Here is a 23,153-nt window from a genome sequence, read left to right as displayed (position 1 = left end):
GATGACTTTGTCCGATTCGCTTTTGATTCGCCCAGTCACGGCCGACGATGACCTCGCACGCCTGACCTCCCTCATCCACTGCGCCTATGCACCCCACGCGCTGCGGGGTCTGCGCTACTGGGGCACCCACCAGTCTGTGGAAGATACGGCGAAGCGGTTTGCTTCAGGCACGGGGTTGGTGATGCTGGACGGCGAAGACTATGTGGGCACTGTCACGCTGCGACCGCCGCAACCCGAATCCTCGGTAACGCTGTACCGCGACCCTTCGGTGTGGTCTTTGTGCCAGTTCTGCATCACCCCTGACGCCAAAGGCCGGGGTTACGGCACACAGCTGCACGCCTATGCCCTGGACTATGCCCGCCGAGCGGGCGCCCGGGTGATGGCGCTGGACACTGCGCAACCGGCCACGGCCTTGATAGCGATGTATGAATCCTGGGGTTACCGGGTGGTCGGCGAGTGCGACTGGCGCCCTTTGACCAACTACACCAGCGTGCTCATGGCACGCGACCTGGGCGCAGCAGATGGTTGCATGGGCGACACCGGCTGAAGGGACGCTGCGTGGCTTGTTACGTTACGCAGCACGCCGTATCACCACTCGCCGATTTCCCGCACGCGCTGCGCCAGGTCCGGCATCTCTTCGTCGTGCTTTTCCACTGCGTTTGGCATCGCGCCGGTCGATGCCACCGAGCTGGCGCCCGATGCCTGGGAGACCGAGGGAGAGATGAAACGGCCAAACAGATGGCCGGCGAGGGAGGTAGGCAAAGGTGCAGAGAGCGAAGTGGCAAACATGGCGGTTCCTTTTCTGATGGCCCGAGTGCTTTCAAATGCGTAGCAACAGCGTAGGCCACAGCAACAAGTTCGCAGTGTAGGAACCCACGCCTATGGCATGTGTGACAGAACGCACATTCCCAACGCGATTTGTGCCGATCCACACCCTTCAGGGTCCGGGCTGTGACTTCCGTCACACACGGCCCCCTGCTGGCACCCAAAGCGCTCGCCGTACACTCGCTGCCCCATGCCCCAGACTCTGGCTGCCCCGGCGCACAGCGAACTCATCATCAAGAAAAGCCGCTTCATTGGCTGCGTGCAGCCCATGGCCGACCGCGCCAGCGCGCAGGCGGCAGTGGATGCGCTGTGGAAGCAACACCCTGGCGCAGCCCATATCTGCTGGGCGCTACTGGCGGGCGGACAGTCGGCTGCGGTGGACGACGGAGAGCCCGGTGGCACCGCTGGCCGCCCTATGCTGGACGTGTTGCGCCACCAGGACCTGGAAGGCGTGCTGGCCACGGTGGTGCGCTACTTTGGCGGCGTCAAGCTGGGCGCGGGCGGCCTGGTGCGCGCCTATACCGACACAATTGCCCAGGCACTGCTGACGGCCCCCAAGGTCACGCTGCAGCGCATGGCCCTGTTGCAGTGCCAGGTGCCCTATGCCCTGGAAGGCCTGCTGCGCCGCGAAATTGAAGCTGCTGGCGCCGAATTGGTGGACGTGCAGCATGGCACGCTGGTCACCTTGCAGCTGCGCCTGCCCCAGACGCAAGCCGCCCCTTTTGTCCAACGCATCAACGACCACGGGCAAGGCCGTGTGGGCTGGACGGACCCCGAAGCCTGACCGGACGCCGAGACCCGGCCCCCAAAGGGCAACCAGCTCGGTTTTCACATGCGCGCAAGCGCCCTCAGCGGCCTCACTGAAACGGCCTGTGCGCCTACAACGTTGCGGCGGCTCGCGCGTCACACTCCGGCTTTTCAGACCCCGAGAAAGCCCCATGGCCCAACCGCTCGACACCATCATCATTGGCGCAGGCACGGCGGGCCTGGCCGCGCTGCGTGAAGTGCGCAAGCGCACCGACCGCTACCTCATCGTCAATGAAGGCCCCTGGGGCACTACCTGCGCCCGCGTAGGCTGCATGCCATCCAAAGCGCTGATCGAGGCGGCCAACGCTTTCCACCGTCGCCACACCTTTGAAGCATTTGGCCTTCGGGGCGCCAGTGCATTGACCGCCGACCTGCCTTCCGTGCTCCAGCGCGTGCGCGCACTTCGCGACGACTTCGTGGCGGGCGCCCTCAAAGCCACCAATGAACTGGGCAGCAACCAGGTGTCAGGGCGCGCCATGCTGCTGGGGCCGCGTTCGGTGGACATTGATGGCACGGCTTACGCCACGCGCAGCATCATCATCGCCACGGGATCACGCCCCCGTGTGCCCGAGGCATGGCTGGCGTTCGGCGACCGCATGCTCACCACCGACACCTTGTTCGAACAACCAACCCTAGGCCCCCGCATCGCAGTGATCGGCATGGGCCCGATCGGGGTGGAGCTGTCGCAAGCGCTCGCGCGGCTGGGCCTGCAGGTGGCTGCGTTCACCACTGGCCACACGCTGGCTGGCTTGAGCGACCCAACGCTGAATGCCGAGCTGGCGGCCCTGCTCAAGCAGGACATGGTGCTGCACATGGGCGCCGAGGCGCAGCTGCGCGAAGTGCCTGGAGGCATTGAAGTCGCCAGCGGCGCCAACCGCGTGGTAGTGGACCAGGTCATCGCCGCCATGGGCCGGGTGCCCAACATTGAGCACCTTGGCCTGGAGACACTGGGCGTACCGCTGGATGCGCGCGGCCTGCCCGCCGTAGACCCACAAACCCAGCAAATTGGCAATTTGCCGGTGTTTCTGGCGGGTGACGCCAACACCCACACCCCGTTGCTGCACGAGGCGGCCGATGAAGGTCATATTGCAGGCCTGAACGCCCTGACCCCCACTCCCACGCGCTTTCGGCGCCGCACCTTGCTGTCCATCGTGTTCGCCGACCCCAACATCGCTATTGTGGGACCGCGCGTGGCCGACATGGACGCGCACAGCACCGTCACCGGCACCGCCAGCTACACAAACCAGGGCCGCGCCCGCACCGCCCAGCGCAACCATGGACGCCTGTGCGTCTATGCAGACCATGCGAGTGGTCGCCTGCTGGGCGCCGAGCTGTGTGCCCCTGACGGCGAGCACCTGGCGCACCTGCTGGCCTTGGCCGTGCAGCAGCAACTGACAGTGCACGACCTCTTGGGCATGCCCTTCTATCACCCCACGCTGGAAGAAGGCCTGCGCACCGCCTTGCGCGACGCAGCCCGCCAGCTGCCACACACCCACCCATCCGACCTGGCCGCCTGCCCAGCCCTTGGGGTACCCGCGCTGGACTAGGCGGAGCACTACAGAGCAGGTCCACGACCGCTGAACATGTAACAACGCTCAAGCCGCGTTCAGCCGTGCCGATAACCCACCATTGCCCCGAGGAGTCACCATGGACGTCGCCCTGACCAACAGCATCGTCAACACCGCTACCAACCTGGCCAGCGCCAAGACGTCGGACGCCTTGAACATGGTGGTACTGAAAAAGGCGCTGGATATGCAGGCGGTATCGGCCGCCACCATGATCGACGCCATGCAGCAGTCCATGCCCCAACCCCAGCTGGCCACCAGCGGCGCACTGGGCACCAACGTCAACACCTTCGCGTGAGAGGCTGAGCCCCTCCCGTCTGGGCACCTCAGCGCAAACGCGCAGGCGACAGCCCTTCCACCCCCACGCCCTCGCGCACCAGCTCCTCGGCCAGCGGCTCGCCCCGCAACAGTTGCCGCGCCAGCAACGAGGCGCCCGCCGCGCTCTGAATCCCATACCCGCCCTGCCCGGCCAGCCAAAAGAAGCCGGGCACGTGATTGTCCCAGCCGATCACCATGTCGCCATCCGACACGAAGGAGCGCAGCCCGGCCCAGGTGTGCGACGGCCGGCGGATCTGGAAGCGGGTCATTTCCTCGATGTGATAAATCCCGGTGGCCACGTCGAGCTCTTCCGGCACCACATCGTGCGGATGTGTAGGGTCGGCATTGGCCGGTGAGCCCAGTAGTTGCCCCGCGTCGGGCTTGAAGTAAAAGCTCTCGTCGATGCCAATCACGGCTGGCCAGTGGGTGGCATCCATGCCCTCGGGCACCGGGAAGGTGAATGCCGTGCGGCGGCGCGGCTCCAGCCTGATGGGTGGCACACCGGCCAGGCCCGCCACCACATCGGCCCAGGCGCCCGCAGCATTGACGATGATGGGGGCAGCAAACACCCGCCCATCGGCCAGCGTCACTTGCCATACATCACCCTCGCGGCGCACAGCCATGACCTCGGCGTTCGTCAGCACCTGGCCGCCGCGCTGGCGCAGGCCGCGCAGGTAGCCCTGGTGCAGGGCGTTCACATCAATGTCGGCCGCCTCGGGCTCGCTCATGCCGGCTGCCACAGCCTCGGGTTTGAGGCAGGGCAGCATCGCCAGCAGCTCAGCCTTGTCCACCCATTGCACATTGGGCGAGGTGGCGTGCGCTTCGTCGTAGGTCTGCTTGAGCAGGTCCAGCTGGTCCGGCCCGGCCACATAGACCACGCCCCGGGGCGAGAGGATGGGGTCAGCGCCAAACTCCGCCGGCGGCGCGTCGTAAAACGCGCGGCTCGCCCGGGTCAGCGCCTGGATGTTGGGCGTGCCATAGGTCGCCATGTAGAGCGCGGCCGAGCGGCCGGTGGTGTGATAGCCGGGCTGCGATTCGCGCTCCAGCAGCAGCACGCTGGCGCTCTGCCCTGCGGCGCCGGGCTGCACCAGTTGCCAGGCCACGGAGGCCCCGGCAATGCCTCCGCCGATGACGATGGTGTCTACGGTTTGCATCTGCTCCTCCTGCTCAAACGGCCGACACCTGCGCTGCCGATGCCGCACGGTCGTCACGCGGCAGGCTGCGGGCATCGCGGGGGTCGGGTGCCACGGTCACGATGGAGGTCAGCGCGGGTTCGGCATTGGTTTGCATCAGCTTGGCGAAGTCGGGCCGGGGCCGTGCCAGCCCGGCAATGCCCTTGAACGCCTTCTCCAGCGCATGCCCCACGCCCAGCGTGTGGCGGTCGGCACGGAAGCGGCCCACGATCTGCAGGCCAAACGGCATCCCGGCGTCGTCCAGTCCGCACGGCAAGCTCAGCGCCGGGTGGGTGGTGAGCGTGGTCACATAAGTCAGCGCCAGCCATCGGTAGTAGTTGGCCTGCGGCTCGCCGTTGATGTGGCTGGCGAACAGCTGGGTCCACGCAAACGGCGACACCGGCGTAGTGGGCGCCAGGATCACGTCGTACTCTTCGTACAGCCTCTGGAACCGCGCCAGGATGCGTGTCTGCTCGGCCTGCGCCCAGGCGCTGTCGAGCAGCGTCATGGCGGCGCCCATTTCGTAGTTGGCGCGGGTGTTAGGGCCCAGGGTGGCGGGGTCGCGTTCGTAGGCCTCGCGCGTGCTGGCCACAAAGGCCTCGGCGCGCAGCACGTCAAAGCAGCGGTGCACATCGCCCAGGTCGATGTCGATGGCGTCGCAACGCGCAAACAGGTGCTTCATGGCCTGCACCTTGCGGCGGAACACGGCGCGGATGCCGTCGTCCACAGCGCAGGCACCAAAGTCCTCGGAATAAGCCACGCGCAGGCGGCTCAGGTCCACGGCTTCGGGCAGAAGGAAGCCCATCGGGTCCAGCGGGTAGCTCAGCGGGTCGCCCGCCGACATGCCCGCCGATGCTGCCAGCTGCAGACAGGCCTCTTCCACCGTGCGGCCCATGGGGCCGACCACCGAAATCGGCGTCCAGCCCAGCAGCTTGCGCGAGCTGGGCACCACGCCGGGCGAGGGCCGGAAGCCCACCACCCCGCAGATGGATGCAGGAATGCGCAGCGACCCACCCGTGTCCGAGCCCGTACACACCGGCAGCATGTCACACGCCAGCGCAGCGGCCGAGCCGCCCGATGAGCCCCCAGCGTTCAGGTTGGGGTTGAACGGATTGCCCGTAGCGCCCCACACGGTGTTGCGCGAATTGGCGCCCGCCCCCATCTCGGGGATGTTGGTCTTGCCCGTGACGATGGCGCCCGCCGCGCGCAGGCGCGCCACCAGCACGTTGTCCTCGGCCGGAATGTGCTCGCGGTAGATCTGCGAGCCATAGGTGGTCAGCAAGCCCGCCGTGGCCTCCAGGTCCTTCACGCCCATGGGCAGGCCATGCAGCAGGCCCAGCGGCTCGCCGCGCAGCACCGCTTGCTCGGCCGCCTTGGCCTCGGTGCGGGCGCGGTCGTAGCAGGTGGCGGTGACGGCATTCACGTGCGGGTTCACCGCCTCGATGCGTTCAATGCAGGCGTCCAGCAGCTCCACCGGCGAAATCTCGCGTGTGCCAATGCGGTGGCGCAGTTCGTTGGCCGTCAGTTCAACCAGGGCTTGGGGGTTTGTGGTGGTCATCTCGGGCTTGTCTCCTTGTTCTGGTCCCACGGGTTCAGTCTGCGGTGATGGCAGCACGCTGTGCAATGGCGCGCATCAGCGGCAGCTCCTTGTCGATCAGCTCGGCCAACACCCTGGACGAAGCATAGGACGGCTCGAACCCCACCGCGATCATCTTGTCACGCGTTTCGGGGTCTGACACCACCTGGGCCAATGCTTGCTCCAGCCGAGCCGTCACGGCCGGTGGCAGGCCACGCGGCGCCACCATGGCCAGCCAGGTGTCCATCTCCAGGCCGGGGTAGCCACTCTCCGCCAGCGTAGGCACCTTGGGCAGCAGGGCCGAGCGTTTGCCAGAGGTCACCGCAATGGCCTTGATCTTGCCGTCCTTGAGCTGCGGCAGCGCGGCCGACACGGTATCCACCGTGAACGGGATCTGCCCTCCGAGCAGGTCGGTCATCGCAGGTGCACTGCCCTTGTACGGCACATGCTGGATCTTGAGACCCGCCGCGTGGAAGAACATCTCGCCTGCAAACTGCGAGGTGGTGCCCGTGCCGAACGAGCCATACGAATACTTGTCGGGAGCCGCTTTCACCAACGCCACAAACTGCTTCAGGTCGTTGGCAGGCACATCCTTGTTGGCCAGCAGAATCAACCCCGTGCGGCCCGTGATGCCGATGGGCTCAAAGCTCTTGACCGGGTCGTACGGCAGCTTGGCGCGCACCGCAGGATTGACGGTGAAGGTGGTGCCCGAGCTCATCAGCAGCGTGTAGCCATCGGGGGCTGCCCGCGCCACCGACGTTGCACCAATCACCGTGCCAGCCCCCGCGCGGTTGTCGATCACCACGCTCTGGCCCAGCTTGTCGCCCAGCTTTTTGCCGATCAGCCGCCCCAGCACATCGGTGGCGCCACCGGGTGGGAACGGAATCACCAGCGTGATCGGCTTGGTGGGGAAGGCGGCCTCCTGCGCCATGGCCGGAGTCCACGCAGTGGCCCCCAGGGCGGCGCTGAGGACGGCAGACAAAAGCAGTTGCTTGCGGTTCATGGCGTGGCTCCAGACAAAAGTGAAAAGAAAAAAGAGAAAAGAAGGTGCTCAGCCATCAGGCCTGCGCAGCCAGCACTGCCCGCCCGCGCTGCACAAAGCCCTGGTACTGCGCATCGGGCACCAGCAGGCCGCCCGTGGTCCACACCAGATGCGTGGCCTGGTGCAGCACGGCCTCAATGCCCGTGCTGCGCAGCCAGGCCTGCCCGGCCGTGGTACCCGTCAACATGGCCGGGCCGCTGAAGCCTGCGGCAGCCGAGGGCTCGATGTGCTCGCCCAAGGCGTCCAGCACCCGCACCAAGTGTGCAAACAGGGTGTCGTCGGCCACAGTGAACACGCCCGACAGCAGCGGCCGCATCAGCTCGGCCGCCAGCAGCGATGCACGCGGCACGGCCAGGCCGTCGGCCTCGGTGCGGTTGGTCAGGCCCCAGTCGTAGACCGAGGGGTGCTGCCCCACACCTTGCGTTGCATCGGCCATCATCTGCACCATGAAGCACGGCGACTGCACCGGCTCCGCAAAGAAGCAGTGCACATGCGGCCCCAGCACCTGCCGCAGGCCAAAGGTGATGCCCGCGGGCGCGCCGCCTACGCCGCAAGGCAGGTAGACGATGAGCGGGTGTTCGGCATCCACCGCCACGCCCTGCTCGGCCAGCTGCTTTTGCAGGTGCAGCGCGGCCGCGCTGTAGCCCAGCAACAGCGAGAACGATTGCTCGTCGTCCACAAAGTGGCACAGCGGGTTGCTGGCCGCCTCGGCACGGCCTGCGGCCACGGCGCGCTCATAGTCGCCCGTGTGCTCCACCACCTGCACACCCCGCTGGCGCAGGCGGTCTTTCTTCCATTCCTTGGCATCGGCCGACATGTGCACCGTGGCCTGAAAGCCCAGGGCCGATGCCACCACACCAATGCTCATGCCCAGGTTGCCCGTGGAGCCCACCGCCACCTGGTAGCGGCCCAGCACCTCGCGGGCCTGCGGCGTCGCCATCGCGCGATAGTCACCACCGGGCTGCACCAGGCCGTGCTGCAGCGCCAGCCCCTCGGCGAACTCCAGCACCTCGTGCATACCGCCGCGCGCCTTGATGGAGCCCGCCACGGGCAGGCTGTGATCGGCCTTGATGAACAGACGGCCTTGCGCGTCGGCCATGCCCAGTGCGGGCGCCAGCGCCGCAGCAGGCAGCAGGGGCGACTCCACGACGCCCCCGGTGGCGGCGAGTTCGGGGAACACCTGCGCCAGCAGCCCGGCAAAACGGGCCAGGCGGGCAGCCGCTCCTTGCGTATCATCCAGACTAATGGTTCTGCCCAGTGCAGGCAGCGCGGCGGCGGGCTGTGCCTTCTGCGCCGGGTTGGTCCACAGGGCGGGCTGGGCGTTGCGCAGGCGGGTTGCCAGCAAGGCATCGATGGCAGTTTTGGGTTCGGCAATCGTCATGGCGCGTTCATCTCGAAAAGTCTTGCCCTCATTCTTCGCCGGTCACGCTCCCGTCACAAACCATTTATATTGAGCGTATCATTAGTATTAATAATGGATATTCGCCTCTCCCCCTCCCTGCTCGCCTGGCTGCGCAGTTTTGATGCAGCCGCCCGCCACGGCAGCTTTACCAAGGCGGCCGCCGAGCTGTGCATCACCCAGGGCGCCGTGAGCCAGCAGGTCAAGCAGCTCGAAGACTGGCTGCGCCGCCCGCTGTTCCTGCGCACCCCGCGCGCGCTGGTGCCGACGCCCGAGGGCAAATGGCTGGCCGTGGTGCTGCGCGAGAGTTTTGACGCCATCGAAAGCACCCTGGCCCAGATGCGCCAGCCGGCCGAGGCCGCGACGGCCACGCTGAGCTGTTCACCGTCCTTCGCCATGAGCTGGCTCACGCCCCGGCTGGGCGACTTCTTTCGCCAGCACCCGCACACCGGGTTGCGCGTGTTTGGCGAGTTCCACACGCTGGACCGCACCCGCATGGTGCGCGACGGCGTGGAGGCCGCCGTGCGCTTTGACCTGGGCGGCTACCGCGACCTGAATGCCACCGTGTTCCTGGACGAATGGCTCATCCCCGTGGCCAGCCCCGAATTCCTGGCCCGCCACCCGCCCATCACCACACCCGAGGATCTGCACGGCGACTGGCTGCTGCACGACGGCAGCGCCTGGGACGGCGCGAACACCTATGAGGAATGGCAACACTGGTTTGCGCACAGGGGCGCCACGCCCCCTCCCTGGGCGGGTGGTCAGCAGTTCAACCTGTCGCAACTCGCCCTGGGCGCCGCATTGGCCGGCCAGGGCATTGCCATGGGCCGCGCCGCGCTGGTGCTGCAGGACGTGAAGGCCGGGCGCCTGGTGCCGCTGCTGGGGCACAGCGTGCCATCGCGCGCGGCGTATTCGTTTGTGACCACCACCCACCCGAGCCCGGCGATGGAGCTGGTGCGGGAGTGGCTGGTGCAGGAGGCGCAGCGGTTTTGCGCAGAGCGCAGCGAGGTATTGCCTCCATTGGCTTCGCCCTGAGCTTGGTGAGGTGCAGAAAATTTGTTTATTTATCTACTCTTTGAATATAAAAAGAGTATAAATAGCATCATGCCAACCGATCTCATCCCCACCCTCGCCGCCGCCCGCAAGGCCCACCAGATGACCCAGGCCCAGCTTGCAGAAAGCGCAGGTCTTAGCCGTATGACGGTGCAACGCACCGAAGGCGGCGACTTGGACCCCCGCTATTCCACCCTGGCCGAAATGGCGCGGGTGCTCGGCATGGACATCATTGCCGTGCCCAGCAGCCTGCGACCCAGCCTGGAGGCGTTCATTCAGTCGGGCGGCAAGTTTCTGGGTCAGCCCGAAGGGGTGGATGCGCCCCCCTCGGTCGTGGACAGCCTGCGCCGCTGAGCCTGGCGACACCCCACCGCACTGCCTGGCCCACGCCCCATGAGCACCTCCATCCGCTACCTGCGCCTGTACCTGCACCGGCCGCCGCTGGCGAGCGGCAGCGCGGGCGAGCCAGGTACGACAGCAAGCCGTCGTGAAGCGATTGGCTACCTCTCGCAATACGGCGACATCCTGCGGGTGTCGTTTGACGAGGGCTACATCCGCAACCCGCAGCGCCCCACCCTGTCGCTCAGCTACCAGGGCGCGGACGAGGCGGCCACGCAGCAGATCCTGACATCGGCGCGCGATGCGCGGCTGGTGCGCACCGATGGGCGCTGGCCGGTGTACTTTCAGAACCTGCTGCCCGAGGGCCACAACCGCGAGCGGCTGGCGCGCGAGCGGGGCTGCAGCCCCGACGACGAGTTCGAGCTGCTGGCTGCCGCAGGCCACGACCTGATGGGCGCGCTGGAGGTGGAACCCGTGCCCGCGCAAGACGGCATCCCGGACGTGGTGCGCTACTGGCACACCACCCAGGGGCTGGATGTGCTGGAGCCGGGGTTTGTGGAGTTCCCGGTGGAAGACGCCGCCTCGCTGCCCGGCGTGGTGACCAAGTTCAGCGCGGTGCAGGACGGCCGACGCTACACCGTGCACCGCCGGGGCGCGGCGGGCAGCGTGATCCTGAAGCTGCCCACCACCGCCCACCCCGATCTGGTGGCCAACGAGTACACGGGCTACCAGCTGTGCAAGGCACTGGACCTGGATTGCGCCGACGTACGCGTCATCACCCGCGCCGAGGCCGACCTGCCCGACACCGTCCCGTTCAACGACATCCTGGCCGTACAGCGGTTTGACCACCTGCCCGGCGGCGCCCGCGTGCACATGGAGGAGTTCAACCAGGTGCTGGGCTACACGCCGCGCCAGAAATACGGCAAGTCGCACGGCAAGGGCGTGCTACAGGACTGGGCCACCATGCTGCGTGTGCTCAACCGCCTGAGCCGGCAGCCGGTGCAGGACACGCGAGAGTTTCTCGCGCGCATGGTGGCCTTCATCCTGATGGGCAACACCGACGCCCACCTGAAAAACTGGGCCCTGATCTACCCCGATGGCCGCGTGCCCCAACTGGCCCCGCTGTATGACCCGGTATGCGTGGCCGCGTTTTTTGATGGCGTGCCAGACCAGCAGTACGCCGTGAACCGAGCCATCGACAAAACCCTGCGGGCGCTGACCTGGGATGACATGGAAGGCCTGATGAAATCCGCCGGGCTGCTGCGCGTGCCCCGGCACCTGGCGCTGCTGCGGGATGTGGTGAAGCGAGCCAGTAGCGAATGGCCGAACCTGCTGCGGGATGCCCCGTCCAGTGTACGCAGTACGGTCACCCAAAGGCTTGCGGGCGGCATAGCCCTGACTCCGTGATGTTTGACCACACTGAACCGTCTTAGCCTTCTGCGTCCATCCATGTACACCCCCATCCAAAAATCCATACTCGCGCCTTCCCATGCATCCTTGCCGCACGATGCGGAGGTGGGCGCCCTGCAAGTCCCACACATCAAGCGCTGCTGGGCGCGCTGGATGTCAACCCGGCAGGGGCTGGTTGCAGCAGGTGCGCAAGCTGAAGCCCACCGCACGCAGATCGTGCTGTCAGCGCTGGGTGTGGGGTTGGAGCAAACCATGCAGTACGTGATGCGCCAGGCCCCAGACTTTGCAACCTTTGAAGACTGGATCGTCCGCACGGCGGGCGTGCCCGACGCAATCACCGTGGAGCGACTTCAAGCGCTTGTGGAAGGCCATCCTGCACCGCAAGCCTTTGTGGAACTTCACGCCCACATCGATGCCATGGAGCCGGTGCTGGATGCCGACGACCTGGCCCACTGGGAAACGCATGGCTATGTGGTCGTGCGCCAAGCCGTCCCCGCAGCCGACAGCGCTGCGGCAGCGCAGGTGGTGTGGGACGCAGTGCGGGCAGACCCTGCAGATGCGCAATCCTGGTATGCCCACGCCCCACGCAACACCATGGTGCAGCTGTTTCAACACCCAGCATTTGAAGTCAACCGCCGCTCCCTGCGCATCCACAAGGCGTTCGCCCAGCTATGGGGCACAGCCGACCTATGGCGCAGCACCGACCGGTGCGGCTTCAACGCGCCCGAGCGTCCCGGCTACCCCTACGGGGGCCAGGGCATGCACTGGGATGTGAGCCTCTACCAGCCCATACCCTTTGCCACCCAAGGCATCCTGTACCTGACCGACACGCCCCCCGAACAAGGCGCCCTCACCCTGGTGCCGGGATTTCATCGCCGCGTGGGTGACTGGCTGAGCCAGCTCCCCGCGGATGCCGCCCCCCGCCAGCAAGACCTGCAAGCCCTGGGCGCCACGCCCATCGGAGCCGATGCAGGCGACCTGGTGATCTGGCACCAGGCCCTGCCCCACGGCCCCAGCCCCAATCGGGGCACACGGCCGCGGCTGGTGCAGTACATCAACCTGACACCTGCTCACGTGCCCTGTCATGAACACTGGGTTTGAAGTGCGGGGGAAGGAGCACAGCAGGCGCAGCAAAAACCAGAAAATTCATAGCATTCAAGGCATATAAATCAAGCACTTTGAGCCATTTTGAGCCGTACGCTCCAGCGGACATCACACCCGCGCCCCAAACCATGCACCCACCCCCGCCGTAATGGCCATGGCCAGAGCCCCCCAGAAGGTCACGCGCCAGGCCCCCACGGCCATGCTTGCGCCACCTGTGCGCGCTGCCACAGCCCCCAGCAGCGCCAAAAAGATCAGCGCCGAGCCCGCCACCGCATACAGCAGGCTGCTGGCGGGCGCCACCACGGCAACAGCCAGCGGCAGTGCTGCTCCTACCGCAAAGCTGGCAGCTGATGTAAGGGCAGCTTGCACCGGACGGGCAGCGAGTGCCGGGGACACATTCAACTCGTCCCGCGCGTGTGCGCCCAGTGCGTCGTGCGCCATCAGCTGCACTGACACCTGCTGGGCCAGCTCGGGGGTCAGGCCCCGGCCGACGTAGATGGCGGTCAGTTCGCGCGCCTCGGCCGCGGGGTCTGTGGCCAGCTCCGCGCGCTCGCGGTCAAGGTCTGCCTTTTCGGTGTCGGCCTGCGAATGCACCGACACATATTCGCCCGCCGCCATCGACATGGCGCCCGCCACCAGCCCAGCGACCGCCGTCACCACGATGGTGGACTGGCTCGATTGCGCAGCCGCCACGCCCACCACCAGGCTGGCGGTGGAGACGATGCCGTCATTGGCCCCCAGCACCGCGGCGCGTAGCCAGCCAATGCGGTCAGAACGGTGGCCCTCGGTATGAGCACGGCGCGCGGTATGGGGCATGGGGGCTTCCAAAGTCAAAGGTACAAGCCAGCACCATACATGCACACTCCCGACAAGCCAAACCAACAGGTAGCCGCAGCGGGCTCTTACATCCTCTTGCACCGCTGCCAGCACGATGCCAGCGGTTTTGGATTATCTTGGTGGGTCGCGCTGCCGCCCACCTCTCGGCTGAAACCGGCAAAGGGCTGCCGTTTGCAGGCTCCCAGCGCTAGCAGACCTAAAACCCAAAGGACGCCCGTGGCCAAAATTCTGGAAGTGAAATACGAGAACCAGGCCGATGCACGCGTGTGCGAAGTGGCCTACGAGAGCCAGGCCGACCTGTGCTGGCACGAGGTCGCCTACGCCACGCAGGCCACAGGCGATGCGTCCTGGTTCTTTGTGAACTACGAGAACCAGGCCAGCTTCAAAATATTAAAGGTCAAGCGCGAGAGCCAGGCGGACCTCAAGGTCTTCAAAGTGGCCCATGCAGACCAAGCGGGCTGGCGCACCCAGGGGCATGCGCTCAAGGGCAAGCTGGCCTGACGAAGCCCGATGGGCCTGTCACAAAGCCGCTCGGGTGTGCGTGACCACACTACGCTCCTGCTGGTCTCAGCCAGCCTCACCCACCCACGTACTTTTGCAGCTGCTCGCCCAGCCCCGTGGCGCCCAGGCGCACCACATCACCAGGCTTGAGGAACCACGGCGCGGGCTTTTGCCCCAGGCCCACGCCTGCAGGCGTGCCGGTCAGGATGAGGTCACCCGGCTCCAGGGTCATGAACTGGCTGATGTACGACACCACGGTGGGCACGCCAAAAATGAAATTGCGCGTGCTGCCGTTTTGCACACGTTGGCCATTCACCTCCAGCCACAGGTCGATGGCGTGGGGGTCGGCCACCTCATCGGCCGTCACCAGCCAGGGGCCAATGGGCGCGAAGGTGTCGTAGCTCTTGCCCTTGTCCCACTGCCCGCCACGCTCCAACTGCCAGGCGCGCTCGGACACATCGTTGGCCAGCACATAACCAGCGACATGGGCCAGCGCGTCGGCCTCGGACACATGGCGGGCGCGGGTGCCGATGACGATGCCCAGCTCCACCTCCCAGTCGGTCTTGGTGGCGCCGGGCGGTATCCGCACATCATCGTTGGGGCCACTCAGGGCGGTCACGGCCTTCATGAACAGCACTGGCTCGGCGGGCGGCTGCATGCCCGCCTCCTTGGCGTGGTCGGCATAGTTGAGGCCCACACACACGATCTTGCCCACGCCGCCCACCGGACTGCCCAGGCGGGGCGAGCCATAGACGGCAGGCAGGCGGCGCGCGTCAATGGCGGCCAGCGCCGACAGGGCGCGCGGGCTGAGCTGCGCGGGGCCGATATCAGGCAACAGCATGGACAGGTCGCGCAGCGTGCCTTGGGCGTCCACCAGACCGGGGCGTTCTGCACCAGGCTGGCCGTATCGAATGAGTTTCATGGGGTGTCCTTGTCTCTATGGATGAATCCAGGGCCCGGGGGGCGTACCACCCGGCAGCATAGCGGCACACCGCCTTGCGCGCGTGCACCAATGGCCGCCCCGGGCTTGCCCGATGACGACGCCCCGACGCCAGCGCACCGCCCCATGCGCGCGTAACATCACGGGGGCCGCCGCATCACCGAACAGCTATCACAATGATAGCTATCAAGGCATGAATTACCGGCGCATCAGCCACTTTTCACTGAATCTTGCACCCATGGCACCCGCCACCGCCTCACCCCCCCCCACCGAAACACCTGCGCGCCCGCAGCCCCGCAACCCGACCGATCTGTTCTGGTCCTTCACCTGGCTGGCGCTGCAGGGTTTTGGCGGTGTTCTGGCGGTCGTGCAGCGCGAACTGGTGGAGAAAAAACGCTGGATGACGAACGAAGAGTTTGTCGAAGACTGGGCCGTGGCGCAGATCATGCCGGGCCCCAACGTGGTCAACCTCAGCATCATGATCGGGGACCGCTACTTTGGCCTGCGCGGCGCGTTTGCCGCGCTGGCGGGCATGCTGACGTTTCCGCTGATGCTGGTGCTGGCGCTGGCGGTGGTGTATGCGCAGTTCTCTGCCCAACCGGCCGTGGCAGGCGCGTTGCGTGGCTTGGGGGCCGTGGCGGCAGGCCTGATTGCCGGGGTGGGTATCAAGCTGTTTGTCTCCATCCGCAACCATCCGCTCGGCCGCCCCCTGTGCCTGGCCATCACGGCGCTGACCATCGTGGCCATGGCCTGGCTGCGCTGGCCGCTGTTCTGGATCCTGCCGGTGATCGGCGGGGCCGCCTGCCTGCTGACCTGGAGAAAGCTCGCACCATGAGCAGCACCGCCCCCCTCACCGCTCCCTTGATGGCCCTGAGCATCGGCGACTGGTTCAACCTGTTCCTGTACTACCTGTCGCTGTCGCTGCTGGCGGTGGGTGGCGCCATTGCCACCGCGCCCGACATGCATCGCTTTCTGGTCGAGCGCCAGGCGTGGCTGACCGACCCGCAGTTCAACGCCTCCATCGCCATCGCCCAGGCCGCACCGGGCCCCAACGTGCTGTTCATCGCCCTGCTGGGCTGGAACGTGGGCATCAATGCAGGCGGCCCCGGTGTGGCTGGCTGGCTGCTGGGCGCGCTGGGCATGGCGGTGTGCATGCTGGGCGTGATGCTGCCCAGCAGCCTGCTGACCTGGACGGCCACGCGCTGGGGCCACCGCAACCGCGAGCGGCGCGGCGTACGCGCGTTCAAGCAAGGCATGGCCCCGGTGGTGATCGGCCTGCTGGTGGCTACGTCCTGGGTGCTGGCGCGCGCCCATGGCGAATGGACCACCGACTGGCCCCTGTGGCTGCTGACCGCCACAGCCACGGTGCTGGTCTGGCGCACCAAGCTGCACCTGCTGTGGATGCTGGGCGCCGGTGCGCTGCTGGGTGCACTGGGGCTGGTCTGAGGCTTTGGGTGGCCGGGGTGCGCTGCGCAACCCCGGCAACTGGCACGATTTCTTTCTCTTTTTTGAAAGGCACATCCATGCAACTCCGTTCCCTCGGCCGCTCGGGCCTGCAGGTCTCGCCCTTGTGTTTTGGCGGCAATGTGTTTGGCTGGACGGCCGATGAAGCCACCTCGTTCGCACTGCTCGACGCGTGGGTGGACGCAGGCTTCAACTTCATCGACACCGCCGATGTGTACTCGCGCTGGGCACCGGGGCACACCGGGGGCGAATCCGAATCGGTGATCGGCCGCTGGCTCAAGCGCAGCGGAAAGCGCCATCGCATCGTGCTGGCCACCAAGGTGGGCAAGGACATGGGGGATGGCAAGGTGGGCCTGCGCCCCGCCTACATCCGCCAGGCGGTGGAGGCATCGCTGCAGCGGCTGCAGACCGACCACATCGACCTGTACCAGTCACACGACGACGACACCACCGTGCCGCTGGCCGACACGCTGGGCGCGTATGCCGACCTGATCCGGGCCGGCAAAGTGCGTGCCATTGGCGCCTCCAACTACAGCGCCGCGCGCTTGCAGGAGGCGCTGCAGACCAGCGAACGCCTGGGCTTGCCCCGCTACGAAAGCCTGCAGCCGCTGTTCAACCTGTACGACCGCGCCGTGTTTGAAGACGCGCTGCAGCCGCTGTGTGTGCAGCAGCAGGTCGGCGTGATCAACTTCTACGCGCTGGCAGCCGGGTTCCTCACCGGCAAATACCGCACGGCAGCCGACGCCGCCAAGAGCGCACGCGGCGCCAACACCACGGCCAAGTACCTCAACGACCGGGGGCTGCGCATTCTGGCGGCGCTGGACGCCGTCGCACACCGCTACAACGCCACGCCCGGCCAAGTGGCCGTGGCCTGGCAGATGGTGCAACCGGGCATCACCGCACCCATTGCCAGCGCCACGTCGGTGGCCCAGCTACATGAGCTGGTCAAGGCCACCCGGCTGCAACTGGACAGCGATGCACTGTCCCAGCTGGACGCTGCCAGCGCCCAAGGCTGAACCCAACAAAAAAGAACCCGCGCGTGCGCGGGCCCTAGGCGTATGGCTTGACGGGTTACGTGGCGAATGGAATGACGCCCCCTCAGCCCATCAGCTGATCCGGCGACCGTTCTCCGCGTAGATCGCCAGGTAGATGGCGTCCGAGCCGATGTACGGCGCCTTGTTGCTAAAGCCCACGTTGAAGTCGCCAAACGACAGAGACCGGATGGCCATCAGCCCGGCGCGCAGGCGTTCGCGCGTGGGCTCCTTGCCTGCGTTCTTCAGGCCTTCGATCATGATCTGGGCGTTGAGCCAGCCTTCCAGCGCGCTGCCGCTGTTCAAGAACGCAGGATCACCCCCCGTGGCCTTCATGGTGCTCTGGAACTTGCGCACCACCACCGATTTTTGCGAGTTGGCATCCGGGAACACCTGCACCAGCGCCAGCCCGCGCGTGGACGCAGCCAGCTTGGGCAGCTCTGACGAGATCACCGTGACAGACAGGCCTGCGAGCGGCACGCCCTGCGCCTTGGCACGGAAAGCCTGCACAAACGCGGTGTTGGCCGTGCCCGTGGTGGCCAGCAGCACGGCACCGGGGCGCTCTGCCGCCACCTTGTCGGCCAGCTCGGCGCCATTTTTGCCGTCCACGGCCAGCGCAAACTCGCCGCCGCGCTCGACCTTGATCTCATCCAGCGCCGCAGACATGTCCTTGAGCACCTCTTTGCCAAACGGGTTGTCCAGGTACACCACGGCAATGCGCTTGAGGCCCATGTCCACGATCTGCTTGACCAGGCGCTGTGTCTCCTCGCGGTAGCTGGGGCGCAAGAAGAACACGTGCTTGTTGGCTGCTGCACGCAGCGACGTGGCACCGGTCACCGGGCCCACCGTAGGAATGCCCTTGGACTCGATGAGCGGCAGGATGGACGCGGTGTTGGCCGTGCCCAGCGGCGAGATGAGCGCGAACACCGACTGCGCATCGACCATGTCGGTCACGTTCTTGAGCGTGCGCGCAGCCACGTAGCCGTCGTCCTTGACCTCCATGCGGATCTCGCGGCCCAACACGCCGCCAGCGGCATTCACCTCGGCAAACGCGGCCTTCATGCCCGCCACCTGCTCGATGCCGGCCTGGCCGAGCGGGCCCGTCAGGGCAATGGAACAGCCCAGGGTGATGGAGCGCGCAGTCAACGCCTCCTCGGCCGCCATCGCGGTGTGGGCCCATGCGGGCAGGCCAGTGGCGGCAACGGCCTGGGTGGCACGCAAAAGAAAGTGGCGACGGCTCATGGTGTGCAGGGCAGATAAAACAAAGGTGGGGCAGGCTACCGGCCAGAGCGCCTCCCCGCCTGTCAGCTGTGCGACAAAGGGTGGCAGGAGTACGTCAAATCAGGGTTTCTACCGGGATTCGACAGCGTGTGAGCCCCTGCAGCACCGCGCAACCCGGGGCTGAGCGCCTGCGCCACGCACACCCGCTCAATCGCCCAGCAACTGCGGCAGCACCGTCGCCGCCGTGCCGCGCAGCACCGCGTGCGCTACATCGTCCAACGCACTGGGCGCGGGGTTGAGCACCACCACCCTGGCACCGGCGGCCCGAGCCTGGTGGGCCAGACCGGCTGCGGGGTACACCGCACCGGCCGTGCCCACCACCAGCATCAGGTCGCACTGGTTGGCCGCCTGTTCGGCGGCCTCCAACGTCGCCAGCGGCAAAGGCTCGCCAAACCACACCACGCCCGGACGCAGCAGGTTGCCGCAGCGGTCGCAGTACGACGGGTGGCCGGCCACTGCGTGGTCGATGAAGCAGCAGTTGCGCGGGGTGTCGAGCCAGCGGTCCTGAAAAATGTCGCCGTGCAGGCACAGCACGCCGGTGCTGCCCGCGCGTTGGTGCAGCCCGTCCACGTTCTGGGTGATGAGGGTGGTGCGGTCGGGGTGGCGGCGCTGAAAGTCGGCCAGCGCCAGATGCCCTGCGTTGGGCGACACGCCAGCCAGCAGGTCGCGCCGGTACTGGTACCAGTCCCACACCCGCTGCGGGTGGGCGCGAAAGCCTGCCTCGGTCGCCATGTCTTCGGGGAGAAACTGCGCCCAGTAGCCCGTCTGCACATCGCGGAAGGTGGGCACGCCAGATTCGGCGCTGACCCCTGCGCCCGTCAGCACGGCGATGCGCTGGCTTTGCCGGACCCAGGCTTTCACGGTGTCCAGCATGGTGCCTTCCTCGGTGGAGCCAGCGGGCCGAGGATCAAGTCCTCTGGCGCAGCGCCTCGTACAGGCACACGCCGCTGGCCACGGACACGTTCAGGCTCTCGACCGCGCCCTTCATGGGGATGCTGACCAGCTCGTCGCAGGTCTTGCGCGTGAGCTGGCGCATGCCGTCGCCCTCAGCGCCCAGCACCAGGGCCACGGGGCCTTTCAGGTCCACCTGATAAATGGTCTTGGGCGCATCGTCGCTGGTGCCGATGCACCAGATGTTGCGCTCCTTGAGTTCGTTCAGGGTGCGCGAGAGGTTGGTGACCATGAAATACGGCATGGTCTCGGCCGCACCGCTGGCCACCTTGGCCACGGTGGCGTTGATGCCCACGGCGTGGTCCTTGGGGGCGATGACGGCATGGGCACCCGCGCCGTCGGCCACACGCAGGCAGGCACCCAGGTTGTGCGGGTCGGTCACGCCGTCCAGCACCAGCAGCAGCGGCTGCTCGATGCCTGCAGCTTCGAGGTTTTCCAGCAGCTCATCGAGCGAGGTGACCTGCGCCACGGGCTCCACGCGCGCGGCCACCCCCTGGTGGCCATGGCTGCCCGCCAGCTTGGCAATGCGCACACTGTCGGCTTCGATGAGGCGGGCACCGGCCTCGCGGGCACGGTCGAGAAACTGGCGCATGCGCGCATCGCGGCGCGTGGCTTCGTAGTAAATCTCGATGATGGATTGCGGCGCGGTCTTCAGACGCACGCCCACGGCGTGAAAGCCGAAGAGAACTTTGGGGCTGGACATGGGGGGATTATCCGCTGGGCGCAGCCCACTCCCTCAGACCACTATCAAATTCATAGCTGCTTGCGCATGTTTCACTAGCGCCTGCGGCCCAAAACGCTCAAAAACCCCACCCACCACTCACACCACGCGCCCTGCATCGATCGTGATGCGCCGCTCGCACTGCGCGGCGATCGCGCGGTCGTGGGTCACCAGCACCAGCGTTGTGCCCAACTCGCGGTTGAGCTCGAACATGAGCTTCATGATGGTTTCGCCGGTCGCAAAGTCCAGGCTGCCCGTGGGCTCGTCGGCCAGCAGCACGGCAGGCTGCACCACAAATGCCCGGGCCAGGGCCACGCGCTGCTGCTCGCCGCCCGACAGCACCTTGGGGTAGTGCGACAGGCGCTGCCCCAGTCCTACGCGCGCCAGCATCTCGGTGGCGGCCTTGCGTGCATCGCGGCGGTCGGCCAGCTCCAGCGGCAGCATCACGTTCTCCAGCGCTGTGAGGTTGCCCATGAGCTGAAAGCTCTGGAACACAAAACCCACCTTCTGGGCCCGCCATGCAGCCCGCGCATCTTCATCGATGGCAAACAGGTCGTGGCCGTCCAGCCGCACCGTTCCGCGCGTGGGGGTATCGAGCCCCGCGATGATGGACAGCAGCGTGCTCTTGCCCGAGCCCGAGGCGCCGACGATGGCCGCCGTTTCCCTGGCAGCCAGGCGGAAATCGATATCCCGCAGAATGTCGAGGGTTCCGGTGGAATCCGTCACCGACTTGAACACATGCTCCACGGCAATGATGGGGGTGGCGGGCGGTGTCTTGGGCAGCGGGGAGGGTTCGGACATGAAAGGCTCTTTACTTTGATTCGCAATCTGCAGCAACGGCGCCACTTTATCCTGAGCGCGTCTATCGGCCTGGTGATGGGGCTTTGTGCGCCCACAGCCTTTGCGCAGGCCGCCGCCAAGGCAGGGACTGCCGGACGCTCTTCGGTGATTCTGGTGCTGGGGGACTCGCTCAGCGCCGAATACGGCCTAGCGCGGGGCACGGGCTGGGTGGCACTGCTGGAAAAACAACTGGCGCAAGACAAGCTCGCAGCCACCGTGGTCAATGCCAGCGTGAGCGGCGAGACCACCTCGGGCGGCCGCTCGCGCCTGGCTGCACTGCTCGCGCATCACAAGCCCAGCCATGTGGTGATTGAACTGGGGGGCAACGATGCCCTGCGCGGCCTGCCGCTCAAGAACACCGAAGAGAACCTGGCCTGGATGACCCAGGCGGCGCAAAAGGCCGGGGCCAAGGTCTTGCTGGTGGGTATGCAGGTGCCACCCAACTATGGCACCGACTACGCGAACAAGTTTGCGGGCCTCTTCACCACCGTGGCGCAGACCCACAAGGCGGCTGTGGTGCCATTTTTCTTGAAGGGTGTGGCTGACGGACCGGACCCGACCCGCCTGTTCCAGCCCGACCGCATTCACCCTCGCGCCGAAGCGCATCCGCAAATGCTGGCCAACGTGTGGCCAGAGCTCAAAAAGCTGCTGCGTTAGGGATTCGCTGCACGCATCGAGCGGTCAGTGTGCGCTGCGGATCGGGAGGGGCTGCCAGGCGAAAAACGCAGCAATAGCCGTAGCTATTGCGAGTATCTGCAACGCTGCAGACCGCCAGAGACCGCAGATGCACAGGGCGCGGCGATTGGTGCAGCGGACCCCTGTGACGCAGCCAGGTCACTCAGCCTGCAGGCTGCTCGGGATGGCCTGCAGCGCCCGCTGGCTGGTCATCAGCGGGCTGGTCATCCCCTTGCGGATCGTTCGGCCTGCGCTGTGTTTTGGCCCTCAGCTTCTCTTCCTTTTTTTGTTTTTTGGCGAGTTCGCGCTGGCGTTTTTCGTATCCGTAGTTGGGTGTTGCCAAGGTAGTTGCTTCCTGAAGTTGAGACTCACTGTAACAGGACGGGGTTTTTAGGCCCCTGCCGGGGTGCGCTGCAGCGGAATGACGGCAGCTCGGTACGCATGCCAGCTGGCAAAGCCCAGCACAGGCCCCGCCAGCACCAGGCCCACCCCCCAAAACCACAGCGAGACGGCCACGATGAGGGTGATCAATGCCCCCCACAGCAGCATCACGCCGGGGTTTTCAATCACCACACGCATGCTGGTGATGCCCGCAGTCAGCGCATCGGTGTCGCGGTCCAGAATCATGGGGATGGACACCACGGAGGTGGAAAACACCAGCGCCGCAAACACACCGCCCACCACCGTGTACACCGCCACAAAGCTCCAGTTCTGCGGGTTGAACACCGCCTGCAGCACGCCGGTGGTCGAGGGCATGCCGGTGTTGAAGAACACGGCAAACACCACCAGCGAGGCCCTGCCCCAAAGCAGCTCCAGCACCACCAGCACCAGCACCAGCATGCCCATGCTGCCCATGTGGCTGTCCCAGCAGGTAAGGGATTCGCTCAGCTGCGGCTTCAGGCTCGCCTCGCGCCGACGGCTGGCGTCATACAGCCCCATGGCCAGAAAAGGCCCCACCAGCAGACAACCACTGGCGAGCGACATGGTGTATTCAGGCCGCGTGCGGAACACCCAGCCCAGCACCCCCGCCATGACCCAGAAGCAGACGCCATAGAAAACAGCAATGCCCGGCGCGGCGCGCACATCGTCCAGGCCGCGCCGCAGCCACCGGAAGGGGTCAGCCACGCGCAACGGCTGCAGCTGCACGGGCTGCGCGGTCTGGGCCTTCACGCGGTCGGCAATGGCCTCCGCCTGCCGGGCCTCGGAGGTGTCTGGGGTGCCAAGGGTGTCCGGCGCACGCTTGGAGGATGTCGCGTTCATTCCGCCACACTAAGCCCGCCCGTTCGGCTGCGCCACTGAGGA

General features: G+C 66.5%; 26 protein-coding genes. 13 read left to right on the top strand and 13 right to left on the bottom strand.

Features of this window, described 5'->3' with window-relative positions; genetic code table 11:
• Position 1: 1 nt before the first annotated feature.
• Positions 2 to 547 carry a GNAT family N-acetyltransferase gene (locus C8C96_RS15215; protein WP_121942824.1) on the top strand — a complete coding sequence of 182 codons (546 nt, stop codon included), beginning with the start codon at positions 2 to 4 and terminating at the stop codon, positions 545 to 547.
• A 41-nt stretch (positions 548 to 588) separates the two neighbouring features.
• Here the strand turns inward: C8C96_RS15215 and C8C96_RS15210 are convergent, their stop codons facing one another.
• Positions 589 to 789, bottom strand: a complete 201-nt coding sequence (locus C8C96_RS15210) for a hypothetical protein (protein WP_121942823.1) — start codon at positions 787 to 789, stop codon at positions 589 to 591.
• Between the two features lie 226 nt (positions 790 to 1,015).
• Between C8C96_RS15210 and C8C96_RS15205 the strand changes: the two genes are divergently transcribed.
• From C8C96_RS15205 to C8C96_RS15195, 3 genes are all read left to right on the top strand, one after another.
• Positions 1,016 to 1,609 (top strand): YigZ family protein, encoded by a 594-nt coding sequence (locus C8C96_RS15205; protein WP_099730362.1) that lies wholly within the window; start codon positions 1,016 to 1,018, stop codon positions 1,607 to 1,609.
• Between the two features lie 154 nt (positions 1,610 to 1,763).
• Positions 1,764 to 3,179, top strand: a complete 1,416-nt coding sequence (locus C8C96_RS15200; RefSeq protein WP_121942822.1) for a dihydrolipoyl dehydrogenase — start codon at positions 1,764 to 1,766, stop codon at positions 3,177 to 3,179.
• 100 nt (positions 3,180 to 3,279) lie between these two features.
• Positions 3,280 to 3,495 carry a putative motility protein gene (locus tag C8C96_RS15195; protein ID WP_108497152.1) on the top strand — a complete coding sequence of 72 codons (216 nt, stop codon included), beginning with the start codon at positions 3,280 to 3,282 and terminating at the stop codon, positions 3,493 to 3,495.
• Between the two features lie 28 nt (positions 3,496 to 3,523).
• Here the strand turns inward: C8C96_RS15195 and C8C96_RS15190 are convergent, their stop codons facing one another.
• Genes C8C96_RS15190 through C8C96_RS15175 form a run of 4 tightly spaced genes read right to left on the bottom strand, consistent with a single transcriptional unit; the run spans position 3,524 to position 8,686 of the window.
• The gene (locus C8C96_RS15190; RefSeq protein WP_121942821.1) at positions 3,524 to 4,669 is read right to left on the bottom strand and encodes an FAD-binding oxidoreductase; all 1,146 of its coding nucleotides are present in this window, start codon (positions 4,667 to 4,669) and stop codon (positions 3,524 to 3,526) included.
• Between the two features lie 13 nt (positions 4,670 to 4,682).
• Entirely contained in the window at positions 4,683 to 6,245 is a 1,563-nt protein-coding gene (locus C8C96_RS15185) for an amidase (RefSeq protein WP_121942820.1), read from the bottom strand.
• 34 nt (positions 6,246 to 6,279) lie between these two features.
• On the bottom strand, positions 6,280 to 7,266 hold the full coding sequence (locus C8C96_RS15180; protein WP_121942819.1) for a tripartite tricarboxylate transporter substrate binding protein: 987 nt from the start codon (positions 7,264 to 7,266) through the stop codon (positions 6,280 to 6,282).
• A 55-nt stretch (positions 7,267 to 7,321) separates the two neighbouring features.
• Positions 7,322 to 8,686, bottom strand: a complete 1,365-nt coding sequence (locus C8C96_RS15175; protein WP_121942818.1) for a D-serine ammonia-lyase — start codon at positions 8,684 to 8,686, stop codon at positions 7,322 to 7,324.
• A gap of 93 nt (positions 8,687 to 8,779) precedes the next feature.
• Here C8C96_RS15175 and C8C96_RS15170 point away from each other — a divergent pair, with 93 nt between their 5' ends.
• The 4 genes from C8C96_RS15170 (at position 8,780) to C8C96_RS15155 (ending at position 12,607) form a co-directional block, all read left to right on the top strand.
• Positions 8,780 to 9,739, top strand: a complete 960-nt coding sequence (locus tag C8C96_RS15170) for a LysR substrate-binding domain-containing protein (RefSeq protein ID WP_121942817.1) — start codon at positions 8,780 to 8,782, stop codon at positions 9,737 to 9,739.
• Positions 9,740 to 9,808: 69 nt separating this feature from the next.
• Positions 9,809 to 10,111 (top strand): helix-turn-helix transcriptional regulator, encoded by a 303-nt coding sequence (locus C8C96_RS15165; protein WP_121942816.1) that lies wholly within the window; start codon positions 9,809 to 9,811, stop codon positions 10,109 to 10,111.
• A 39-nt stretch (positions 10,112 to 10,150) separates the two neighbouring features.
• Complete coding sequence (locus C8C96_RS15160; protein WP_121942815.1) at positions 10,151 to 11,503, top strand: type II toxin-antitoxin system HipA family toxin; 1,353 nt, start codon at positions 10,151 to 10,153, stop codon at positions 11,501 to 11,503.
• Between the two features lie 42 nt (positions 11,504 to 11,545).
• Positions 11,546 to 12,607 (top strand): phytanoyl-CoA dioxygenase family protein, encoded by a 1,062-nt coding sequence (locus C8C96_RS15155; protein ID WP_233584246.1) that lies wholly within the window; start codon positions 11,546 to 11,548, stop codon positions 12,605 to 12,607.
• Between the two features lie 111 nt (positions 12,608 to 12,718).
• On the opposite strand, the gene C8C96_RS15150 is transcribed toward C8C96_RS15155, so the two are convergent.
• The gene (locus tag C8C96_RS15150; RefSeq protein ID WP_121942814.1) at positions 12,719 to 13,426 is read right to left on the bottom strand and encodes a VIT family protein; all 708 of its coding nucleotides are present in this window, start codon (positions 13,424 to 13,426) and stop codon (positions 12,719 to 12,721) included.
• Between the two features lie 237 nt (positions 13,427 to 13,663).
• Here C8C96_RS15150 and C8C96_RS15145 point away from each other — a divergent pair, with 237 nt between their 5' ends.
• Positions 13,664 to 13,948, top strand: a complete 285-nt coding sequence (locus C8C96_RS15145; RefSeq protein ID WP_121942813.1) for a DUF6150 family protein — start codon at positions 13,664 to 13,666, stop codon at positions 13,946 to 13,948.
• Positions 13,949 to 14,024: 76 nt separating this feature from the next.
• Here the strand turns inward: C8C96_RS15145 and C8C96_RS15140 are convergent, their stop codons facing one another.
• Positions 14,025 to 14,870: a fumarylacetoacetate hydrolase family protein gene (locus C8C96_RS15140; RefSeq protein ID WP_056744619.1), complete on the bottom strand. Its 846-nt coding sequence runs from the start codon at positions 14,868 to 14,870 to the stop codon at positions 14,025 to 14,027.
• 256 nt (positions 14,871 to 15,126) lie between these two features.
• Here C8C96_RS15140 and C8C96_RS15135 point away from each other — a divergent pair, with 256 nt between their 5' ends.
• From C8C96_RS15135 to C8C96_RS15125, 3 genes are all read left to right on the top strand, one after another.
• On the top strand, positions 15,127 to 15,723 hold the full coding sequence (locus C8C96_RS15135; protein WP_121944036.1) for a chromate transporter: 597 nt from the start codon (positions 15,127 to 15,129) through the stop codon (positions 15,721 to 15,723).
• A complete protein-coding gene (locus C8C96_RS15130; protein ID WP_199170816.1) occupies positions 15,720 to 16,334 on the top strand; it encodes a chromate transporter in 615 nt (204 codons plus the stop codon). Before C8C96_RS15135 ends, C8C96_RS15130 begins: the two co-directional genes overlap by 4 nt.
• Before the next feature lie 77 nt (positions 16,335 to 16,411).
• A complete protein-coding gene (locus C8C96_RS15125; protein ID WP_121942812.1) occupies positions 16,412 to 17,368 on the top strand; it encodes an aldo/keto reductase in 957 nt (318 codons plus the stop codon).
• A gap of 90 nt (positions 17,369 to 17,458) precedes the next feature.
• Here C8C96_RS15125 and C8C96_RS15120 read toward each other — a convergent pair whose 3' ends face one another.
• The 4 genes from C8C96_RS15120 to C8C96_RS15105 all read right to left on the bottom strand — a co-directional run bounded on the left by C8C96_RS15120 (position 17,459) and on the right by C8C96_RS15105 (position 21,137).
• Entirely contained in the window at positions 17,459 to 18,625 is a 1,167-nt protein-coding gene (locus C8C96_RS15120; RefSeq protein ID WP_121942811.1) for an ABC transporter substrate-binding protein, read from the bottom strand.
• A 186-nt stretch (positions 18,626 to 18,811) separates the two neighbouring features.
• Positions 18,812 to 19,537, bottom strand: a complete 726-nt coding sequence (locus C8C96_RS15115) for an NAD-dependent deacylase (RefSeq protein ID WP_121942810.1) — start codon at positions 19,535 to 19,537, stop codon at positions 18,812 to 18,814.
• Between the two features lie 34 nt (positions 19,538 to 19,571).
• Positions 19,572 to 20,318 carry a 23S rRNA (guanosine(2251)-2'-O)-methyltransferase RlmB gene (gene rlmB / locus C8C96_RS15110; protein ID WP_056063133.1) on the bottom strand — a complete coding sequence of 249 codons (747 nt, stop codon included), beginning with the start codon at positions 20,316 to 20,318 and terminating at the stop codon, positions 19,572 to 19,574.
• A gap of 117 nt (positions 20,319 to 20,435) precedes the next feature.
• A complete protein-coding gene (locus tag C8C96_RS15105) occupies positions 20,436 to 21,137 on the bottom strand; it encodes an ABC transporter ATP-binding protein (protein WP_121942809.1) in 702 nt (233 codons plus the stop codon).
• A 15-nt stretch (positions 21,138 to 21,152) separates the two neighbouring features.
• Here C8C96_RS15105 and C8C96_RS15100 point away from each other — a divergent pair, with 15 nt between their 5' ends.
• Positions 21,153 to 21,833 carry an arylesterase gene (locus C8C96_RS15100; RefSeq protein WP_121942808.1) on the top strand — a complete coding sequence of 227 codons (681 nt, stop codon included), beginning with the start codon at positions 21,153 to 21,155 and terminating at the stop codon, positions 21,831 to 21,833.
• A gap of 181 nt (positions 21,834 to 22,014) precedes the next feature.
• On the opposite strand, the gene C8C96_RS15095 is transcribed toward C8C96_RS15100, so the two are convergent.
• Positions 22,015 to 22,194, bottom strand: a complete 180-nt coding sequence (locus tag C8C96_RS15095) for a hypothetical protein (RefSeq protein ID WP_082564946.1) — start codon at positions 22,192 to 22,194, stop codon at positions 22,015 to 22,017.
• Positions 22,195 to 22,241: 47 nt separating this feature from the next.
• Positions 22,242 to 23,111: a DUF2189 domain-containing protein gene (locus C8C96_RS15090; protein ID WP_233584245.1), complete on the bottom strand. Its 870-nt coding sequence runs from the start codon at positions 23,109 to 23,111 to the stop codon at positions 22,242 to 22,244.
• Between the last annotated feature and the right edge of the window lie 42 nt (positions 23,112 to 23,153).

Origin of the sequence: Acidovorax sp. 100 (assembly GCF_003688355.1) — a bacterium.
Taxonomy (GTDB): Bacteria; Pseudomonadota; Gammaproteobacteria; order Burkholderiales; family Burkholderiaceae_C; genus Acidovorax; species Acidovorax delafieldii.
The sequence above is the reverse complement of the archived record's forward strand: the minus strand, read 5'-3'. Positions and strand labels throughout refer to the sequence as shown.

Coding starts and splice junctions, on each gene's coding strand:
- C8C96_RS15215 (WP_121942824.1), top strand. CDS start 2: ATGACTTTGTCCGATTCGCTTTTGATTCGCCCAGTCACGGCCGACGAT.
- C8C96_RS15210 (WP_121942823.1), bottom strand. CDS start 789: ATGTTTGCCACTTCGCTCTCTGCACCTTTGCCTACCTCCCTCGCCGGC.
- C8C96_RS15205 (WP_099730362.1), top strand. CDS start 1,016: ATGCCCCAGACTCTGGCTGCCCCGGCGCACAGCGAACTCATCATCAAG.
- C8C96_RS15200 (WP_121942822.1), top strand. CDS start 1,764: ATGGCCCAACCGCTCGACACCATCATCATTGGCGCAGGCACGGCGGGC.
- C8C96_RS15195 (WP_108497152.1), top strand. CDS start 3,280: ATGGACGTCGCCCTGACCAACAGCATCGTCAACACCGCTACCAACCTG.
- C8C96_RS15190 (WP_121942821.1), bottom strand. CDS start 4,669: ATGCAAACCGTAGACACCATCGTCATCGGCGGAGGCATTGCCGGGGCC.
- C8C96_RS15185 (WP_121942820.1), bottom strand. CDS start 6,245: ATGACCACCACAAACCCCCAAGCCCTGGTTGAACTGACGGCCAACGAA.
- C8C96_RS15180 (WP_121942819.1), bottom strand. CDS start 7,266: ATGAACCGCAAGCAACTGCTTTTGTCTGCCGTCCTCAGCGCCGCCCTG.
- C8C96_RS15175 (WP_121942818.1), bottom strand. CDS start 8,686: ATGACGATTGCCGAACCCAAAACTGCCATCGATGCCTTGCTGGCAACC.
- C8C96_RS15170 (WP_121942817.1), top strand. CDS start 8,780: ATGGATATTCGCCTCTCCCCCTCCCTGCTCGCCTGGCTGCGCAGTTTT.
- C8C96_RS15165 (WP_121942816.1), top strand. CDS start 9,809: ATGCCAACCGATCTCATCCCCACCCTCGCCGCCGCCCGCAAGGCCCAC.
- C8C96_RS15160 (WP_121942815.1), top strand. CDS start 10,151: ATGAGCACCTCCATCCGCTACCTGCGCCTGTACCTGCACCGGCCGCCG.
- C8C96_RS15155 (WP_233584246.1), top strand. CDS start 11,546: ATGTACACCCCCATCCAAAAATCCATACTCGCGCCTTCCCATGCATCC.
- C8C96_RS15150 (WP_121942814.1), bottom strand. CDS start 13,426: ATGCCCCATACCGCGCGCCGTGCTCATACCGAGGGCCACCGTTCTGAC.
- C8C96_RS15140 (WP_056744619.1), bottom strand. CDS start 14,870: ATGAAACTCATTCGATACGGCCAGCCTGGTGCAGAACGCCCCGGTCTG.
- C8C96_RS15135 (WP_121944036.1), top strand. CDS start 15,127: ATGGCACCCGCCACCGCCTCACCCCCCCCCACCGAAACACCTGCGCGC.
- C8C96_RS15130 (WP_199170816.1), top strand. CDS start 15,720: ATGAGCAGCACCGCCCCCCTCACCGCTCCCTTGATGGCCCTGAGCATC.
- C8C96_RS15125 (WP_121942812.1), top strand. CDS start 16,412: ATGCAACTCCGTTCCCTCGGCCGCTCGGGCCTGCAGGTCTCGCCCTTG.
- C8C96_RS15120 (WP_121942811.1), bottom strand. CDS start 18,625: ATGAGCCGTCGCCACTTTCTTTTGCGTGCCACCCAGGCCGTTGCCGCC.
- C8C96_RS15115 (WP_121942810.1), bottom strand. CDS start 19,537: ATGCTGGACACCGTGAAAGCCTGGGTCCGGCAAAGCCAGCGCATCGCC.
- rlmB (WP_056063133.1), bottom strand. CDS start 20,318: ATGTCCAGCCCCAAAGTTCTCTTCGGCTTTCACGCCGTGGGCGTGCGT.
- C8C96_RS15105 (WP_121942809.1), bottom strand. CDS start 21,137: ATGTCCGAACCCTCCCCGCTGCCCAAGACACCGCCCGCCACCCCCATC.
- C8C96_RS15090 (WP_233584245.1), bottom strand. CDS start 23,111: ATGAACGCGACATCCTCCAAGCGTGCGCCGGACACCCTTGGCACCCCA.